The sequence below is a fragment of the Thioalkalivibrio sp. ALE28 genome, assembly GCF_000377425.1.
GTDB lineage: Bacteria > Pseudomonadota > Gammaproteobacteria > Ectothiorhodospirales > Ectothiorhodospiraceae > Thioalkalivibrio.
This window is the reverse complement of the sequence record NZ_KB898104.1, coordinates 25,034-40,613: the sequence shown is the minus strand read 5'-3', so window position 1 is coordinate 40,613 and position 15,580 is coordinate 25,034. Positions and strand designations below refer to the sequence as shown.

Here is a 15,580-nt window from a genome sequence, read left to right as displayed (position 1 = left end):
GGCCGCGCCCCTTAGTCTTGCTGGTACAGGGAGCATCGGTCGCGGTCCGTCGGCCATGATCGAGGCCGCGCCGTCACTGGACGGGCGGATGTCAGTCAGGGGGAAGGAATGAACGAGCAGACGCCGGATCCGAAACGCGCCGCGATTCTCGTGGTGGATGACTCCAAGGTCATCCGGGTCGCGTTGCAGCGCATCCTGCAGGGCCAGCACACGGTCTACGAGGCCGCCGATGGCGAGCAGGCCCTGGAGCTGCTGCAGCAGTATCCGGATATCGGCCTGGTCCTGACCGATCTCTCGATGCCGGGGATCGACGGCCAGGATTTGCTGCTCCGTGTGCGCGATGGCATCGAGAATGTCCCTGCCGATCTCCCGGTGGCGATCGTGACCGGCCAGGAGAGCGACGAGGCCGCCAGCGACGAATGGCGTTCGCTGGGCGCCAGCGCCGTCCTGATGAAGCCGTTCGTGCCGACCCGTGTGCGCGAGGTGGTGGCCGAACTGCTGCCGCCGCCCCCGGAGCCGGAGCCCGCGAGCGCCGGCGCGGAAGTCGATACCGCCGAGGCCGCGGCGCTGCGCGAAGAGGTCGAGCGCCTGCGTCGCGAGCTGATGCTGCGCCAGCAGTCCGCCAACGAGCGCGAGGCGCAGAAGGAACTGGAGCGCCTGCGCAATGCCCTGGGCGAGGCTCGCGATGAATCCACGGCGGCCTTCCAGCGCGCCGAGGAACGCGAGCGCGAGATCGAGACCCTGCAGGCCCGGCTGGAGGAGACCGAGACGGCGCTGGCCGAGGCGCGGGCGCGCGACGAGGAGGCCGCGGCCGCCGGCGAGCAGGCCGAGGCCCGCGAGGCCGAACTGGCCACGCTGCGCGCGCGGGTCGAGGAGCTGGAGGCCGAGGAGGCCGGGGCACCCGCGGCGGCCAGCGAGGCGACCGAGCAACTGCGCAGCCGGGTGCGCGAACTGGAGGGCGAGAACGTTCGCCTGGATCATGACCTGGTCGAGCTGGAGCGCCAGCGCGACGCGGTGCAGAAAGAGCTGCAGGACGCGCGAGCCGAGGCCGATCGCCTGCGCCGCGAGCGCAATCAGCAGTGCGAGCGGGCGGCCGCCGCGGAGAAGGCCCAGGCGGAGGCGGAGCAGCGCTGCGCGGACACCGGGGACTCGGCGGCGGATCTGGGCGAGCGCCTGGTAGCGCGCGAACAGGAACTGGCCGAGTCTCAGCAGCGCAATCAGGAGCTGCGTGGCCGTATCCGCGATCTGGAACACGCCCTGACCGGACACAGCACCACGGCGGCCGCAGAGCCCGAGCGCCCGGCCGATCCCGAGGGGTCGGTCAAGGCGGAGCCGGAGGACCGCCTGCGCGCGCCAGCGTCAGACCCGCCGCACAGGCGTTCCGAGCGCCTGGGGCGCCGGCGCTGGTTCCGGGTGGCCTTCGTGGGAGTGCTGGCGGTTGTGGTCGCCCTGGGTGTGGCGATCTACCTGCGTGGATACTGACGTCGCCGGAGGGCCCGGCGATTCGATGAGTTGTTGGGAGGTGGCGGGCCCGGGTGACCCGGGGCCCGCCGGGGGCATTTCCTACTGGTGGCGGTCGCGCAGTACGCCCAGCAGATGGTTCCAGGAGTCGTGGTCCGCGCGGGCGTCATAGCCCACCGGCATGCCGAATTCCTCGGCAATGGCGTCGGCCCCGGGGTTGGTGAAGCTGTGCTTCACCCCGGAGAATTCCACCACGGTGTAGCGCGCCTCGGCATTCTGCATCTCGTCCTGGAAGCCGGCGATCTGTTCCGGCGGGATCATCGGATCCGCGGTGCCGGTGAAGCTGAGCAGTTCCGCCGTGACCTTGCCGGCCTCGGCCGGGTGCTCGGTCCCCAGGCCGCCGTGGAAGCTGGCCGCAATGTTCAGGTCCATCCCGGCGCGTGCAGCCTCCAGGGCCACAGTGCCACCGAAGCAGTAGCCGACCGCGGAGGGTGCGGCATCGGCCGCCGCATCATTCGCGCGCAGCCAGTCGTAGGCGGCCTGGAAACGGCCCAGCATCAGATCGCGGTTCTCGCGGATCTCGCCGGCGAATTCACCGGCGGTGGAGGGGTGGTCGGCCAGCTTGCCGCTGCCGTACATGTCCAGGGCGAAGGCCGTGTAGCCCTCGCGGGCGAGTTGCTCGGCGCGGTCGCGGGCGTAGTCGTTGTGGCCCCACCACTCGTGGATGACCAGGACCGCCGGATGCGGGCCGTCGCCTTCGGGGTAGGCGAGGTAGCCGGTCATCTCGTCACCGTCGTGGTCGTAAGCGACCTCTTCGGTCTGGATGCCGGCGAAGGCGAGGCCGGGCAGGAGTCCGGCCAGCAGGACGGCGAGCGGCGCGAAAGCGGGTTTGGCGAACATCGAACACCTCCTTGATCGTCGAATCGACTCTCGATAGACCCGGACCCTCGAGTATGGTTCGTTGCCCCGCCGGGTTACAACGATCGGGACAGCGGCTACAGTAGAGACGTCCGGGCCGTGTCAGCGCGCCGGCCCGGGAACAGGACGAGTGGGGCGAAGCGATCGGCGCTTCGCTCCGGCAAGAGGATCCATCCATGTCCGAGCGTTCCGCCAACGATTCCCTGGAGGCCCGGGTCCAGTCGGCCGACAAGCTGCTGGCGATGCCGCAGGTGGTATTCGAGGTCGCGCGTCTTCTGGAGGACGACAACGCGACCGCGGTCCAGATCGCGAACAGCCTGAGCCGCGACCCCGGCCTGGTGGCCCTGGTCCTGCGCATCGCCAATAGCCCCGCCTACGCCCCCGCGCGCACCATCGACTCGGTGGACCGCGCGATCGCGATGCTGGGGCGCGATGCCCTGCAGCGCCTGGTGGTGGCCAGTGCGATCACCCGCGCGACGGCCAGCATCCCCGATCAGGAGCGCCTGCCGCTGGAGGTCTTCTGGCGGCATTCCGCCTACTGCGCGGTGATCGCGCGTCAGCTGGCGATGCGGGTGCTGCCACGCCAGGCCAGCGGGATCTTCCTGGCCGGTCTGCTGCATGACCTGGGCAAGCTGCTGCTGTTCTCGCAGTCGCCGGAATCGGCCCATCGGGCCTTCCTCTCCAGCCTGGATGTCGGCGACGGGCTCAGCCCGCAGGGTGCGGAACGTGCCCAGCTGGGGTTTGATCACGCGGAGCTGGGCGGGGCCCTGGCCGAGCACTGGGGACTGCCGGAGCTGCTGGTCGATTGCCTGGCCGGTCATCATCAGCCCATGCAGGCGCCGGAGCGCCACCGCACCGCCGTGATGCTGGTGCACCTGGCCAATACCGGCGCCCATCTGGCCGAGATCGACTCGCGCGACTGGGCCGATGCCCCACCGGTGGACCCGGCGGTCTGGGAGGCCCTGCACCTGGCCCCCGAGGTCCTGCTCTCCGCGGTGGAGGAGGCCCAGCACGAGGTGCTGGCGGTGCAGGACCTCTGCGACCCGGCGCACGACGCGGAGCCCCGCGCGTGAGATCGCGGCATGAACCCGCGCCGGCCTCCGGGGTCGGAAGCATTATGCCGATGTCCGCCTGCATCAACCCGGGTCTGCGCGTGTGGTTCGCGGCCGGCCTGCTGTTCCTGCTGGCGGGCTGCGCCGGGGTGCCGGCGTCGCTGGCCCCGTTGCCGGCTGCGGCACCGGATCGCGAGCAGGTACTCGCCGACCCCGAGGCGGTGAAGGGCGAGGTCGTGGTCTGGGGCGGAGTGATCGCGGCCATCGAGAACACCGACGGCGGCACCCGGCTGGAGGTGGTCGCCCGCGAGCTGGATCGCCAGGGCCGCCCGCGGGAGGCTGACCGCTCCCCGGGGCGCTTTCGCGCGGTCAGCAGCGGGTTCCTGGACCCCCAGGTCTACGCCGAGGGCCGCGAGGTCACCGTACGCGGCGTCATCCAGGGCATCGAGGAAGGCAGTATCGGTGACTACGCCTATACCTTCGTGACCCTGCAGGCGGATGCGGTGTACCTGTGGCCGCGCCGGCCGCCGCCGTCCGAGCGGTATTATCGCGACCCGTTCTACGACCCCTTCTACGATCCGTTCTACAGCCCCTGGGGCCCGCGTTACGGGGTCTACGGGCGTTATCACCCGCATCCGTGGTACTGGTGAGTATGTCCCGATTCCGGTTTCCCCTGGCAGCCCTGCTGCTGCCCCTGTTCCTGATCGCCTGTGCCTCCGGCCCGCTGGAGGCGCCTGACGACCCGTCCGTGCAGGTCGAACCGCGGGCCGTCACGGCGGACAGCCTGCCCGCCGACGAGCAGGTCTGGGGCGGCGTGATCGCTCGGGTGGACAATCGCGCCGAGGCCACCTTCGTCGAGGTGGTTGGCTACCCACTGACTCGCCAGGAGCCGCAGACCCGGCAGTCCACTACCGGGCGCTTCCGCCTGCGGGTGGACGGTTTCGCCGACCCGGTGGACTATCGCGCCGGTCGCCGCATCACGGGCGTAGGCACGGTTACCGGCGTCGAGGAAGGGCGGATCGGTGAACTGGACTACGTCTTCCCGGTGCTGGATGCCCACTCGGTGCATCTGTGGCCGGAGCCCGACCCGCCGCGTTCATCCGGCGGCGTGCGCTTCGGCATCGGGATCGGTATCGGCCTGTAGCGCGGGACCGGGTCGTCCCGGCGCGCGGGCACAATCATTCGAATTTGTCTGGGAGGTTCCATGCGAGCAGTGGTGTTTGACGAACCCGGCACCGCCGAGGTCCTGCGCCTGGACGAGGTGGCGGAACCGGCGTTGACGGCCCCCGACCAGGTCCGTGTCCGGATGCTGGCCGCCGGCGTCAATCCGGTGGATACCAAGGTGCGCGGCGGCGGCATGATCGTCCCCGGCGCCTCCCGCAACACCCCCGGTTGCGATGGCGTCGGCATCGTCGAGGAATGCGGCAGCGCGGTACACCACGCGCGGCCGGGGCAACGTGTGGCCTTCTGTTTTGGCGGGGTCGGCGCCGATCCGGGTACCTACGCCGAGCAGGTGGTGGTGCCGGAGGCCGCGGTGGTCCCGGTACCCTCGGCGGTGTCCGATATCCAGGCCGCGGCCTTGCCGCTGACCTGGCTGACCGCGTGGGAGGCCCTGTTCGAGCGAGCCGATCTGCAGCGCGGACAGAGTGTGCTGGTGCATGCGGCGGCCGGTGGCGTGGGCCAGATGGCCGTCCAGATAGCGCGCGCGTCCGGGGCCCGGGTGCTGGGCCTGATACGGCGCGACCAGGCCGCCGCCATCGTTACGGCTCTGGGCGTGGATGTCGTCGATCTCCGCAAGCCCGACGCCGAGGAGACGATTCGCCAGTACACCGATGGCCGGGGCTTCGATGTCGTGCTGGACACCGTGGGTGGCGAGACCTTCCGCGAGGGCCTGGCCCAGGTGGCCTATGGCGGCGACCTGGTGACCCTGCTGGCACCCCCGGCGGATGTCGACTGGAACCCGGCGCGGCTGCGCAACCCGAGTATCAGCCTGGAGCTGATGCTGACCCCGATGCTGGAGAACGATCGCCGGCGCCTGAAGCACCAGGGGACCCTCGTGGCCGAGGGCCTGGCCCGGCTGGCCAGCGGGCGGTTGCAGGTCAATGTCGAGGACACCCTGCCCCTGGCCGAGGCGGCCGAGGCCCACCGCCGCATCGAGGCCGGCGGCCGCCGCGGCAAACTCGTCCTGCGCATCCCCGAATAAGCGGGTCTTGCAACCATCAAGAAGGGCAAGGGCGGTCTACAGGAAGACGCGAAGATTGGAAGAGGGATTGGGTTGAAACGCAGGAAGCATGGCGGGCGGTTTGGGAATCGCGGTCTCCAGCCAATCCCCTACCCCAAAAACCCTTCCCGTCTTCCCTTCTTCCTGTAAATCGCTCTTGCCCTTGCCCTGCTTCGTGTCTTCGTAGCGGACTCCTGAAGCGCATGGGGCCGGGGGTTAGCTGCCGAAGAGGTGGCTGAAGACGCGGGCGCCGCCGATGTAGGTGCCGGCGGCGGAGCCCAGGGTCGTCAGCAGGAAGACCAGCAGCACGCGCGAGACGCGGTTGCGCCACCAGCCGCGCGGGGTGGTGGTGTCCTGGCGCAGGCTGGCGAAGTCGGAGACCCGGGGCTTGCGCAGGAACAGCTCGGCCGCCGCCGCGACAAAGCCCACCCCGATGGTGGGGTTCAGCGAGGTCAGCGGGGCGGCCAGGGCGGCGGTGAGCACGGTCAGTGGGTGGGCCAGCGCTACGATCGCGCCGATCGCCGCCAGGCCGCCATTGATCAGGACCCAGTCGGTGACCATCTGCACCCCGATGTCCGGGTTGCGCGAGAAGCCGATGGCGAAGCCGGCCAGGATGACCCCGATCACCACCCACGGGATGACCTTCGGCCAGCGCGCCTTGGGCGGGGCCTGGTCGAGCGCCTCGAGGATCGCGTCTGGCGGGGTCAGGTGATCCTCGGCCTGTTCGGCAATCCCGGGCAGGTGCCCGGCCCCGACCACCGCGAGGATGCGGCGGGTGTCCGGGTTGGCCGCGAGCCGGCGCAGGTGGGCGGCCATGTAGTGGTCGCGCTCCTCGATCAGCGTGCGGTAGAGATCCTCGGACTGCTCGGCAAACTCGCTGAAGGTGGACTCCAGCATGTCGCCTTCCTTGAGCCGCTCGATCTCCGATTCGTCGATCTTCTCGCGCGACAGCACCGAGCCGAACAGGCCGCCGATCAGCCCCATGCGCTCCCACCAGCGTACGGCGCGGTAGGTGCGGCGCAGGGTCAGGCCGATGTCGCGGTCGATCAGGGCCAGCGGCAGGCCGCGGTCCAGGGCGCCGTCCATCGCCGCGCGCATCTCGGCCCCCGGCTCGATGCCGTACTGGTCGGCCAGGCGTTGTTGATAGGCGCCCAGCGCCAGGCTGGCGGCGATCATCGGGGCCTGGCCCTTGCGCATCACGCTGAACAGGTCCATGCGGCCGATGGCATCGGGATCCAGCATGGCTCGCTGGCGGCTCTCGCACAGCTCGATGGCGACGCTGTCGAAGGCGCCGATGTCCACCAGCGCGCGCACCTTGTCGGCGCTGGCGCGCGAGACGTGCGCGGTCCCCAGCACCACGACCTCGGTGTCGCCCAGCTGCAGGACGCGGTGGGGTTCGTCGGCGATCAGTTCCTGGACGGCGGGATTCATGCGTGGCGGGCTCTTGCTCCGGTGGGCGGGCGTATTCTACGGCGAATGCGTGCGGCCCGCAGCGCCGGAAGGGGGCGTTGCGGGGAGGTGGTCAGGGGGCCTCGGGTTCGGCTTGCGGCACGTCGGCGGGCGGGGTCGCCTCGTCGGTCGCGGGCAGGGGTTCCGGCACGCGCAGGCTCTCCAGGCGCTCGATTACCCGCAGGGCGCGCTCGTGGGCGGTGATCAGTCCGGCGTGGTCGGGGGCCAGGTCGAGCCCTTCCTGCCAGTGCTCCAGGGCCTCTTCGATGCGCCCGGCGGAGTAGTGCCCGCGCCCCGCTTCCAGCAGTTCCTCGGCGCGTGCGTCGCGGCGTTCGCGCCATTCCTCGCACAGCACGCGGTGCGCCCGCTGCGCGGCCTGGTCCGGGCCGGAGGCGTCGGCATCGGGGGTGATCTCGCTGCGGCACCAGCGCGCGGCCGTGGCCAGGTCGTCGGCCTCCAGGGCCTGGCGCAGGCGTGCGTTGATGGTGGAGCGCGGGACCTCGTCCTCGACCGCGGGGGCCTCGGTCTCGCGCAGTTCCTGCTCCAGTGACGCGATGCGCCGCGCGCGTTCCGAGGCGGGTGCCAGGTTCTGGGCCAGGCGCAGCAGCTCCAGGCGTTCCTCACCCTCGGTATCCGCGGCGTAGCCGTCCAGCGACCGGGCCAGGGGGTCGCGGCGCTGGGCCAGGCGGTCGGGATCGTCCGGCAGCTGTTCGCTGCGCCGCACCAGCGGACGCATCACCTCCAGCAGGCGCAGCTGCTGGACCAGGGCGCGGGCCTCGAGGATGTCGTGGCGTTGTTCCAGGGTCTGCAGGCCGACTTGCCGCTGGCGCTCGAGTTGCTCGATGTACTGGCGCCGTTCGCTGGCGGGCGGCAGCTTCTGCTCGGCGTCCTCGAGGATCTCCAGGGCGCGGGCCACGGCGCCCTCGGCCGAGGCGGCGCGCGCCTCGTCCATGGCCGCGGCCGCGGCGGTCTCGGCCGCGCGCTCGATTTCCTCACGGCGCTCGGTCCATTCCGCTTGCGGTTCCGGCTCGTGCTGCTCGATCAGCTCCAGGGCGCGCTGGTAGTCGCCGGCCTCCAGCGCGCGCTCGATGCGCTGCTCCGGCGGGGCGAAGGGGTCCAGGGCCGCGCAGCCCTGGACCAGCAGGACCGCCAGCAGGATGCCCGCGAGCGGGAGGAGGCCGCCGCGTGTGGTCATGCGCGGTCCAGGACCCGGGTGACCGGAACGGCCTCGCTGACGCCGTGCAGCTCGTGGGTGCCCCAGTCTTCGGTGCGGAAGTGTCCCTTCACCTGCTCGTGCTCCATGAATGCGGCGGTCGTGACCAGCCCGCCGGGGGGCGCGACCGTGACCAGGCGGGCGGCCAGGTTGACGGTGTCGCCGACTACGGTGAACTGCATGCGGTCCTCGGCCCCCATGTTGCCGGCCAGCATCTCGCCGGCGTTCAGGCCGATACGGAATTCCACCCGGGTCTCGCCCCGGCGTTCGCGTTCGGCATTGATCGAGGCGACGGTTTCCAGCAGGGCCAGGCCGGTCTGCACGGCGGTCAGGCGGTGGTTGCCGGCGTCCGTCCCGAGGCCGAAGACCGCCATGGTACAGTCGCCCATGTACTTGTCCACCGTGCCTCCGTGACGAGCAATGCATTCCGACATCGGGCCGAAGAATTCGTTGAGCATCCGGCCCAGGGCCTCCGGGCTGCAGCGCTCCGACAGCGCCGTATAGCCCTGGATGTCGGCAAACAGGACCGAGCCCTCCACCGCGCGCCCGCCCAGCTCGACCCGGTCCAGGTTCTCCAGGATGTCCTGGGCGATGGCGTCTGATACGTAGCGGCGCAGGGCGGCCTCGACCTGGTCCTTGCGCAGCAGGTCGCGCGCCATGTCGTTGAAGGCATCGGTCAACTGGGCGATCTCGTCCTGGCGCACCATGGGCAGGGGGTTGCCCTCGGCGTCCATCGGCCGGAAGCGCGAGCGCATGCTCTCGGCCAGGCGTTCCAGCGGCCGCACCAGGCGCTTGCTGATGTCGATCGCCAGCAACAGGCTCAGCAGGAAGACCCCGATGGCCGTGGCAATCCCGGCATTCAGGGTGTTGCGGATGAGTTCCTGCATGGGCGAGGTATCGATATAGGCCTCGATGTAGCCCACCTGCACATCCTGGAACAGGACCTCGCGGCGGTACGGTTCCACCGTGGGCGCCAGGGGCCACACGCCGTCGGTGAGAGACTGCTCCGGCGGGGTTCCGGCGCGCGCGACCTGGCCGCGATCGATCGCGTAGGCGGCGATGGATTCGACCCGCCCCTCCTCCACCAGCGAGTTCAGCAGGGTCTCCAGGGTCAGGTAGTCCTCCGCCAGCATCAGCTCGGCCGAAGTGCGCGCGACCGGCGCCACCGTGATCTCGGCCTGGGCGCGAATCTGGTTGTCCAGCACATTGCTGACCTGGTTCAGCACCACGGCCGACAGGGTCACGATCCCGGCCAGCGTAAGCCCGGCGATGGCCGCCACGATCTTCCATGCGATCGGCAGATAGCGGGGCGTGAAGTCGGCCCCGCCGACATTCAGGCGGGCGCTGACACCGCGCTTGCGCCGCCCGATCACGAGGCGTCCTCGCGTGGTGCGAGCCAGGGGGCCAGCCAGGCCCGCCAGTCGGCGAGCAGGGCGGAGGAGCGGGCCGCCACGGCGGAACGCTTGGCCAGGGAGCGACCAAACACCGGGCGGCCCCCGAGGTCGCACATGGCCCCGCCCGCGCGGGCGAGTATCAATCCGCCGGCCGCGCTGTCCCAGGGGGCCTGTCCGCCATGCAGGTACAGATCGGCGCGCCCGGCCGCCAGCCAGGCCCACTCCAGGGCGCAGGCCCCGAGGTTGCGTTGCGACCGGAACGGGGCATGGCTGGCCAGTTCGCGCGCCAGTGGGTCGTCCAGCCGCTTGTAGTCGACCAGGGCGATGGCGCGTTTCAGCTCCGGGACCGGTGGTCGCCGGGCCGCCGGCGGGGCGGCGGCGTTGAGCTCCAGCGCGGTGTCCTCGGTCGCGGTGAACAGTTCGTCGCGGACCGGGTCGTAGGTCGCCCCGTGGGTGACCCGGTCGCCTGCAATGCGGGCGATGGAGATGGCGAAGAAGGGCATGCCGCCGGCGAAATTGGAGGTGCCGTCGAGCGGGTCCACCAGCCAGAAGGCCGGGGCGGTCTCCAGGACCTGTGCCTGTTCCGCGCGCGCCTGCTCCTCGCTCAACACCGGTTCGCGCTGCCCGTGCTGGCGCAGCAGCTCGCGCACCCGGGCGTCCACCGCGTGGTCGGCCTCGGTGATTACACTGCCGTCGGCCTTGTAGTCCACGTCGATGCCGGCTTCGAAGCGCGGCAGGAGTTCTTGCTGTCCGATCGCGCGCAGACCCCGGGCGAGATCGGAAAAGGGGATGGAGGTGGCAGTCATGCAGCCCTGGCAACGCCGATTGCGGAGTGAGTGAGCCGGATGCGGCCCGGTCGGCCCGGGCGAACTCGGCTACGAATGTGCTTATCATACCGGTCCATGACCGGCTTGATCATAATCCTCGCCCTGGCACTGGTCGCGTTCTACGTGAATGACACCTGGCGGGCCAACGAACGGGCTCGCCGGGTGGGACGCCAGGCGTGTGAACGGGCGGGGGTCCAGCTGCTGGATGCGACCGTTGTGCGTACCGGTCAGCGCCTGACGTGGGGCGAGCGCGGCCTGGCCCTGCAACGACACTATCGCTTCGAGTTCTCCGCCGACGGGGCGGGCCGCCACCCCGGCGAGATCTCTCTGGAAGGTCGGCAACTGAAGCGTGTGACCCTGGACTGGCCGGATGGTGGTCGCGAGTTTCAGGGGCCGGAGCGCGACGACCCGAGCGCGGGTGGTCCGGGGTGACGCTGAACGAGCTGCGTTATGTGGTGGCCGTCGCGGATGCCCGGCACTTCGGGCATGCGGCCGAGGCCTGTCACGTCAGCCAGCCGTCGCTGTCGGTCGCTGTGCGCAAGTTCGAGGAGGAGCTGGGGGTCACGCTGTTCGAACGCGGCCGCGGCGAGGTCACCGTGACGCCGGCGGGCGAACAGGTGCTCGCGCAGGCGCGGCGCGTGCTGGCCGAGGTGGAGCAGTTGCGTTCGGTTGCGGTGCAGAGCCAGGACCAGCTGTCCGGCCCCCTGCGGCTGGGGGCGATCTACACCATCGGGCCTTACCTGCTGCCGGAGCTGATCCCGGCGCTGCGCGAACGTGCCCCGAACATGCCCCTGGTGATCGAGGAGAACTACACCGGCCGGCTGCGTGAACGGCTCAAGCAGGGCGAGCTGGACGCGATCATCATCTCGCTGCCGTTCGAGGAGCCCGGGGTGGTCACCCTGCCCCTGTACGACGAGCCGTTCATGGCCGTGCTGCCGGCGGCGCACCCACTGAAGGACAAGGATCCGCTGCGTCTGGAGGATATGGCCGATGCCACGCTGCTGATGCTGGGCGCGGGCCATTGCTTCCGCGATCAGGTGCTGGAGCGCTGCCCCGACTGCCAGCGGACCGTGACCGCGGACGGCAGTACGCCGCGCAACCTCGAGGGCTCCTCGCTGGAAACGATCCGCCACATGGTGGCCTCGGGGATGGGGGTCACCATTCTGCCGTGTACGGCGGTGGGGGCGGATCGCTATGCCCAGCGCCTGCTGGCCGTGCGGCGTTTCGAGGATCCGGCCCCCAGCCGCCGGGTGGCCCTGGCCTGGCGCGCCAGTTTTCCGCGCCCGGAGGCCATCGAGGCCCTGCGCCGGGCGGTGTTGTCGACCCCCCTGACCTGCGTCGATTTCATCCAGCCCGGCTCGGGTCAGGGCCACCCGGATTGACCCGCCCGCGGCGGGCGGATGTCAGTTGCCGGCCAGTACGCGGTTGCGGCCGGCCTGCTTGGCGGCGTACAGGGCCTCGTCGGCGGCTTGGTAGGCCGACTGCAGAGTGGTATTGGGCCCGATGCCGGCCACGCCGATGCTGGCGGTCACCTTGACCGCGCCATCGCTCTCGAGCGTGGACTGGTCGCCTGCCGTGGCGGCGGTTCGCAGCGCGCCAATGGCCAGGCGGATGCGCTCGGCGCATTCCATCGCACGGCTCAGGTCGGCACCGGGCAGCACCGCCAGGAATTCCTCGCCGCCCATGCGCACGCACAGGTCGGATTCACGGGTGGTGCTGCGCAGGGTCTGCGCGACCAGACGCAGGATGTCGTCCCCCACGCTGTGGCCGTATTCGTCGTTGATCTGCTTGAAGTGATCGAGATCGATGGCCAGCACCGACATGGGCCGCCCCTGGCGGCGGCAGTCGGCCAGCCAGCGGGCGCCTTGTTTCTCGAATGCGCGGCGGTTGCCCAGGCCGGTCAGCTCGTCGGTCTCCAGGTTCTCGTTCAGGCGCTTGAAGCGCAGGGCATTGGCAAGCGCCGGAGCGGCCAGGCCCAGCAGGGCCTCGATCAGTTGTTGTTCGTCGTCGCTGAAGCGGCGCCCGCGCATCAGGATCAGCGAGCCCATGGTTTCGCCGTTCGCGCTCATCCCGTATTCGATGCGATGGCGATCCTCGTCGCCGCCGGACCAGGTCTCGTCGCTTTCCTGCAGGATGAAGAACCAGCCGCTGTGGTGAACCTGGGCATGCAGATGTTCCTGCAGCCGGGCGAGGACCGTGCCCAGCTCCAGGCTGGATGACAGCGACTGGACAAACGCCAGGGCGTCAAAGGGGGTGCCGGCATCGCCGGTGGTCTTGCCCTTGGCGGATACCAGTCGCAGGTTGTGGGCGTTCCCGTCGCGGTTCATGGCTGTCTCGCTCGCAAAGATCCTGGGGTCGAAGGTAATGCGAGATCCATGCCATCGATCAAAACAATCGTCGAAACAGTGACTTGTTTGTCCTTTTGGTGTGCGAAAGACGGAATTCCGTCGGATTTTTGCCGCTTCCGGCAGGTGATGGCCGCCCGGACCGGCAAGGGGCGGCAATATCCTGACGCTAGGCGCCTCTCGGATTTGGGCGATCGTCGCGAGCGTTGTGGGAGATCAGTCCCAAATCCGACAGGCTTCTAGTGTCGGCCGCCGAGTCCCGGGCCATGACCGGACTACATGAGCGCGCCCTTCGCTTGCCCTACACTGCGCGGCATGATTCGACTTCAAGATATCGAGTTGCGCCGTGGCCGACAGGTCCTCCTGCAGCATGCCAGTCTGACCGTGCACGCCGGCTGGCGGGTGGGCCTGACCGGTGCCAACGGCTCTGGCAAATCCAGTCTGCTGGCTGCGCTGCAGGGTGAGCTGAGCCTGGATGCCGGCGAGATCGACCGGCCCGCCGACTGGGTGGTGGCGCACCTGCCGCAGGAGGTCCCGGGGAGCGCGCGTTCAGCCGTGGACTACGTGCTGGACGGCGACGCCGAGTTGCGCGACCTGCAGGCGCGCCTGGAGCAGGTCGCCGACGGCGCCGAACAGGCGCGCCTGTATGCGGCCCTGGATGCGATCGACGGCTGGACGGCGGACGCCCGGGCGCGGCGGCTGCTCGCGGGGCTGGGCTTTGCGCCGGCCGATGCCGACCGGCCGATGAGCGACTTCTCCGGCGGCTGGCGCATGCGCCTGGGGCTGGCGCGCACGCTGATGACGCGCTCCGATCTGTTGTTGCTGGACGAGCCCACCAACCACCTCGATGTCGAGACCATCCTGTGGCTGGAGGACTGGCTGGCGCGCTACCCGGGGACGGTCATCGTGATCGCGCATGACCGGCGGTTTCTCGATTCCGTTTGTACCCATATCGCGCACATCGAGCGCGGGGGCATCGCGCTCTATGCGGGCAGCTATACCCATGCCGAGGCCAAGCGCGCGGAGGCGATCGCCCAGAGCGAGGCGGCGGCCGCGAAGGTCGCGGCCGAGCGTGCCCATCTGGAGGATTTCGTGCGCCGCTTCCGGGCCAAGGCGAGCAAGGCGCGCCAGGCCCAGAGCCGCCTGAAACGCCTGGAGCAGCTCGACGAGGTCGCCGTGATTCGGGCCGCACGGCCGATCCACCTGGAGATCCCGACCCCCGAGCGTCTGCCGGACCCGCTCCTGGCGCTGGACCATGCCGAGGTGCGCTCCGGGGACCGCACCCGCCTGCATGCGACGAGTTTACGTCTTCGGCCGGAGGACCGGATCGGTGTACTGGGGCCCAATGGTGCCGGGAAATCGACGCTTCTGACCCTGCTGGCCGGCGAGCTGGCGCCCACCGCCGGCGAGCGCCGGGTCGAGCCGAGCCTGAAGGTGGGCTATTTCGCCCAGCACCAGAGCGAGCAGCTGGATCTGGGCGCCTCGCCCCTCGTGCATCTGCAACGCCAGGATCCGCGCGCCGAGGAACAGCGGCTGCGCAACTTTCTCGGTGGCATGGGCTTTCCCGGGGAGAAGGCGGATGCCCCGGTTGGCCAGTGCTCGGGCGGGGAGCGCGTACGCCTGGTGCTGGCGCTGCTGATCTGGCAGGCGCCTTCCCTGCTGTTGCTGGACGAGCCCACCAACCACCTGGATCTGGATATGCGCGAGGCACTGGCCGAGGCGCTGGAGAACTATGCCGGCGGGCTGGTGGTCGTGGCGCATGACCGCGAATTGCTGGCGCGGGTGTGCGACCGTTTCTGGCGCGTCGAGGACGGCCATCTGAGAGATTTCGACGGGGACCTGGATGACTACGCCCGGGAACTGCAGGCGCGCGAGCGCGAAGCCTTTGCCGCGAGCGAACCCGGCACCGGTGAATCGGCAGCCCGCAGCGCCCCGGCCCCGTCGCAGAAGGAGCGGCGCCAGCAGGCCGCACAGGCACGGGCGGCACTCAAGCCGCTGAAGCAGCGCGCGGACCGCGCCGAGCAGGAATGCACCCGGGTGCAGGAGCGCCTGGAGGCCCTGGAGGCGGAGATGGCCGATCCTGCCCTTTACGAAGGCGAGGCGGCGGATCGCCTGGCGCAGCTGACCCGCGAGCAGGGGGAGCTGCGTGCCCGGCTGGAGTCGCTGGAGGGCGAGTGGATGGAGGCGCTGGAGGCCCTGGAGGCGGCGCAGGCCGAGCCGACGGAGTGAGAAGCGATTCAAAGACCAACCCTTGAGATCGGGTATTGCGAGGTCTATATAGGAGGGGAATGCACCGGAACGAGGAGTGACCCCATGAATGCGCAGGAACTGAATCGTCGCTGTGTCGAGCTCTTTCACCACCCGGATGCAAAGCTGCATTGCTGGCACCCGCGCATGTTCTGGGAGACCCACATGCTGGAGAACCCGAAGCCGGAAGACCTGCAGGAGCCGAAGGTGGATCTGCGCGAACTGGAGGTGATGCTGGCCGAGGCCGCGCACGAGCCCTCGCAGTGCGCCGAGGAACTGGAGCAGGAGGAGCCGGGCCGGGCTACGCTGATCCGTCACATGATGGAGCGCGGCGAGATGCCGCTGCTGCACCGGCCCCACTGATCAGCGTTTTCTGAATGGCTTGGGCCCCCAACGGGGCCCGGGACTCCGGATGCGGCGTCCCGCTTGCCGACCCCGGCGGTCCCGACTGCC

Annotated in this window: 15 protein-coding genes; 9 read left to right on the top strand and 6 right to left on the bottom strand. The window is 70.0% G+C overall.

Annotated features, from left to right (window positions below; genetic code table 11):
- Positions 1 to 108 precede the first annotated feature (108 nt).
- Positions 109 to 1,482: a response regulator gene (locus D105_RS0111280; protein WP_018866722.1), complete on the top strand. Its 1,374-nt coding sequence runs from the start codon at positions 109 to 111 to the stop codon at positions 1,480 to 1,482.
- A gap of 81 nt (positions 1,483 to 1,563) precedes the next feature.
- Here the strand turns inward: D105_RS0111280 and D105_RS0111275 are convergent, their stop codons facing one another.
- Positions 1,564 to 2,361 carry a dienelactone hydrolase family protein gene (locus tag D105_RS0111275; RefSeq protein ID WP_018878479.1) on the bottom strand — a complete coding sequence of 266 codons (798 nt, stop codon included), beginning with the start codon at positions 2,359 to 2,361 and terminating at the stop codon, positions 1,564 to 1,566.
- A 194-nt stretch (positions 2,362 to 2,555) separates the two neighbouring features.
- Here D105_RS0111275 and D105_RS0111270 point away from each other — a divergent pair, with 194 nt between their 5' ends.
- The 4 genes from D105_RS0111270 to D105_RS0111255 are packed head-to-tail and all read left to right on the top strand — an operon-like array spanning position 2,556 to position 5,634.
- Positions 2,556 to 3,452: an HDOD domain-containing protein gene (locus tag D105_RS0111270; protein WP_018866724.1), complete on the top strand. Its 897-nt coding sequence runs from the start codon at positions 2,556 to 2,558 to the stop codon at positions 3,450 to 3,452.
- Between the two features lie 44 nt (positions 3,453 to 3,496).
- The gene (locus tag D105_RS0111265; protein ID WP_018878478.1) at positions 3,497 to 4,081 is read left to right on the top strand and encodes a Slp family lipoprotein; all 585 of its coding nucleotides are present in this window, start codon (positions 3,497 to 3,499) and stop codon (positions 4,079 to 4,081) included.
- A 2-nt stretch (positions 4,082 to 4,083) separates the two neighbouring features.
- Positions 4,084 to 4,575 carry a Slp family lipoprotein gene (locus tag D105_RS0111260; protein WP_018866726.1) on the top strand — a complete coding sequence of 164 codons (492 nt, stop codon included), beginning with the start codon at positions 4,084 to 4,086 and terminating at the stop codon, positions 4,573 to 4,575.
- A gap of 60 nt (positions 4,576 to 4,635) precedes the next feature.
- Positions 4,636 to 5,634 carry a zinc-binding dehydrogenase gene (locus D105_RS0111255; protein ID WP_018878476.1) on the top strand — a complete coding sequence of 333 codons (999 nt, stop codon included), beginning with the start codon at positions 4,636 to 4,638 and terminating at the stop codon, positions 5,632 to 5,634.
- Between the two features lie 234 nt (positions 5,635 to 5,868).
- On the opposite strand, the gene D105_RS0111250 is transcribed toward D105_RS0111255, so the two are convergent.
- The 4 genes from D105_RS0111250 to D105_RS0111235 form a co-directional block, all read right to left on the bottom strand.
- Positions 5,869 to 7,083, bottom strand: coding sequence for a TraB/GumN family protein (locus D105_RS0111250; RefSeq protein ID WP_018878475.1), 1,215 nt, complete (start codon positions 7,081 to 7,083; stop codon positions 5,869 to 5,871).
- Between the two features lie 91 nt (positions 7,084 to 7,174).
- Complete coding sequence (locus D105_RS0111245; RefSeq protein WP_018878474.1) at positions 7,175 to 8,296, bottom strand: hypothetical protein; 1,122 nt, start codon at positions 8,294 to 8,296, stop codon at positions 7,175 to 7,177.
- Positions 8,293 to 9,687 (bottom strand): adenylate/guanylate cyclase domain-containing protein, encoded by a 1,395-nt coding sequence (locus D105_RS0111240; RefSeq protein WP_018866730.1) that lies wholly within the window; start codon positions 9,685 to 9,687, stop codon positions 8,293 to 8,295. Before D105_RS0111240 ends, D105_RS0111245 begins: the two co-directional genes overlap by 4 nt.
- Entirely contained in the window at positions 9,684 to 10,514 is an 831-nt protein-coding gene (locus tag D105_RS0111235; RefSeq protein ID WP_018878473.1) for an inositol monophosphatase family protein, read from the bottom strand. The genes D105_RS0111240 and D105_RS0111235 overlap by 4 nt, the downstream gene beginning before the upstream one ends.
- Before the next feature lie 96 nt (positions 10,515 to 10,610).
- Between D105_RS0111235 and D105_RS0111230 the strand changes: the two genes are divergently transcribed.
- Positions 10,611 to 10,967 (top strand): DUF3301 domain-containing protein, encoded by a 357-nt coding sequence (locus D105_RS0111230; protein WP_018866732.1) that lies wholly within the window; start codon positions 10,611 to 10,613, stop codon positions 10,965 to 10,967.
- Positions 10,964 to 11,917 (top strand): hydrogen peroxide-inducible genes activator, encoded by a 954-nt coding sequence (locus D105_RS0111225; protein WP_018866733.1) that lies wholly within the window; start codon positions 10,964 to 10,966, stop codon positions 11,915 to 11,917. The genes D105_RS0111230 and D105_RS0111225 overlap by 4 nt, the downstream gene beginning before the upstream one ends.
- Positions 11,918 to 11,938: 21 nt before the next feature.
- On the opposite strand, the gene D105_RS0111220 is transcribed toward D105_RS0111225, so the two are convergent.
- The gene (locus tag D105_RS0111220; RefSeq protein WP_018866734.1) at positions 11,939 to 12,862 is read right to left on the bottom strand and encodes a GGDEF domain-containing protein; all 924 of its coding nucleotides are present in this window, start codon (positions 12,860 to 12,862) and stop codon (positions 11,939 to 11,941) included.
- Between the two features lie 333 nt (positions 12,863 to 13,195).
- Here D105_RS0111220 and abc-f point away from each other — a divergent pair, with 333 nt between their 5' ends.
- Positions 13,196 to 15,109: a ribosomal protection-like ABC-F family protein gene (gene abc-f / locus D105_RS0111215; RefSeq protein WP_018878472.1), complete on the top strand. Its 1,914-nt coding sequence runs from the start codon at positions 13,196 to 13,198 to the stop codon at positions 15,107 to 15,109.
- Positions 15,110 to 15,193: 84 nt separating this feature from the next.
- Entirely contained in the window at positions 15,194 to 15,490 is a 297-nt protein-coding gene (locus D105_RS0111210; RefSeq protein ID WP_018866736.1) for a hypothetical protein, read from the top strand.
- Positions 15,491 to 15,580 lie beyond the last annotated feature (90 nt).

Excerpts from the sequence above, each read along its gene's own strand:
- D105_RS0111275 (WP_018878479.1), bottom strand. The coding sequence starts at position 2,361 with ATGTTCGCCAAACCCGCTTTCGCGCCGCTCGCCGTCCTGCTGGCCGGA.
- D105_RS0111230 (WP_018866732.1), top strand. The coding sequence starts at position 10,611 with ATGACCGGCTTGATCATAATCCTCGCCCTGGCACTGGTCGCGTTCTAC.
- D105_RS0111235 (WP_018878473.1), bottom strand. The coding sequence starts at position 10,514 with ATGACTGCCACCTCCATCCCCTTTTCCGATCTCGCCCGGGGTCTGCGC.
- D105_RS0111250 (WP_018878475.1), bottom strand. The coding sequence starts at position 7,083 with ATGAATCCCGCCGTCCAGGAACTGATCGCCGACGAACCCCACCGCGTC.
- D105_RS0111255 (WP_018878476.1), top strand. The coding sequence starts at position 4,636 with ATGCGAGCAGTGGTGTTTGACGAACCCGGCACCGCCGAGGTCCTGCGC.
- D105_RS0111210 (WP_018866736.1), top strand. The coding sequence starts at position 15,194 with ATGAATGCGCAGGAACTGAATCGTCGCTGTGTCGAGCTCTTTCACCAC.
- D105_RS0111220 (WP_018866734.1), bottom strand. The coding sequence starts at position 12,862 with ATGAACCGCGACGGGAACGCCCACAACCTGCGACTGGTATCCGCCAAG.
- D105_RS0111245 (WP_018878474.1), bottom strand. The coding sequence starts at position 8,296 with ATGACCACACGCGGCGGCCTCCTCCCGCTCGCGGGCATCCTGCTGGCG.
- D105_RS0111270 (WP_018866724.1), top strand. The coding sequence starts at position 2,556 with ATGTCCGAGCGTTCCGCCAACGATTCCCTGGAGGCCCGGGTCCAGTCG.
- abc-f (WP_018878472.1), top strand. The coding sequence starts at position 13,196 with ATGATTCGACTTCAAGATATCGAGTTGCGCCGTGGCCGACAGGTCCTC.
- D105_RS0111280 (WP_018866722.1), top strand. The coding sequence starts at position 109 with ATGAACGAGCAGACGCCGGATCCGAAACGCGCCGCGATTCTCGTGGTG.
- D105_RS0111265 (WP_018878478.1), top strand. The coding sequence starts at position 3,497 with ATGCCGATGTCCGCCTGCATCAACCCGGGTCTGCGCGTGTGGTTCGCG.
- D105_RS0111260 (WP_018866726.1), top strand. The coding sequence starts at position 4,084 with ATGTCCCGATTCCGGTTTCCCCTGGCAGCCCTGCTGCTGCCCCTGTTC.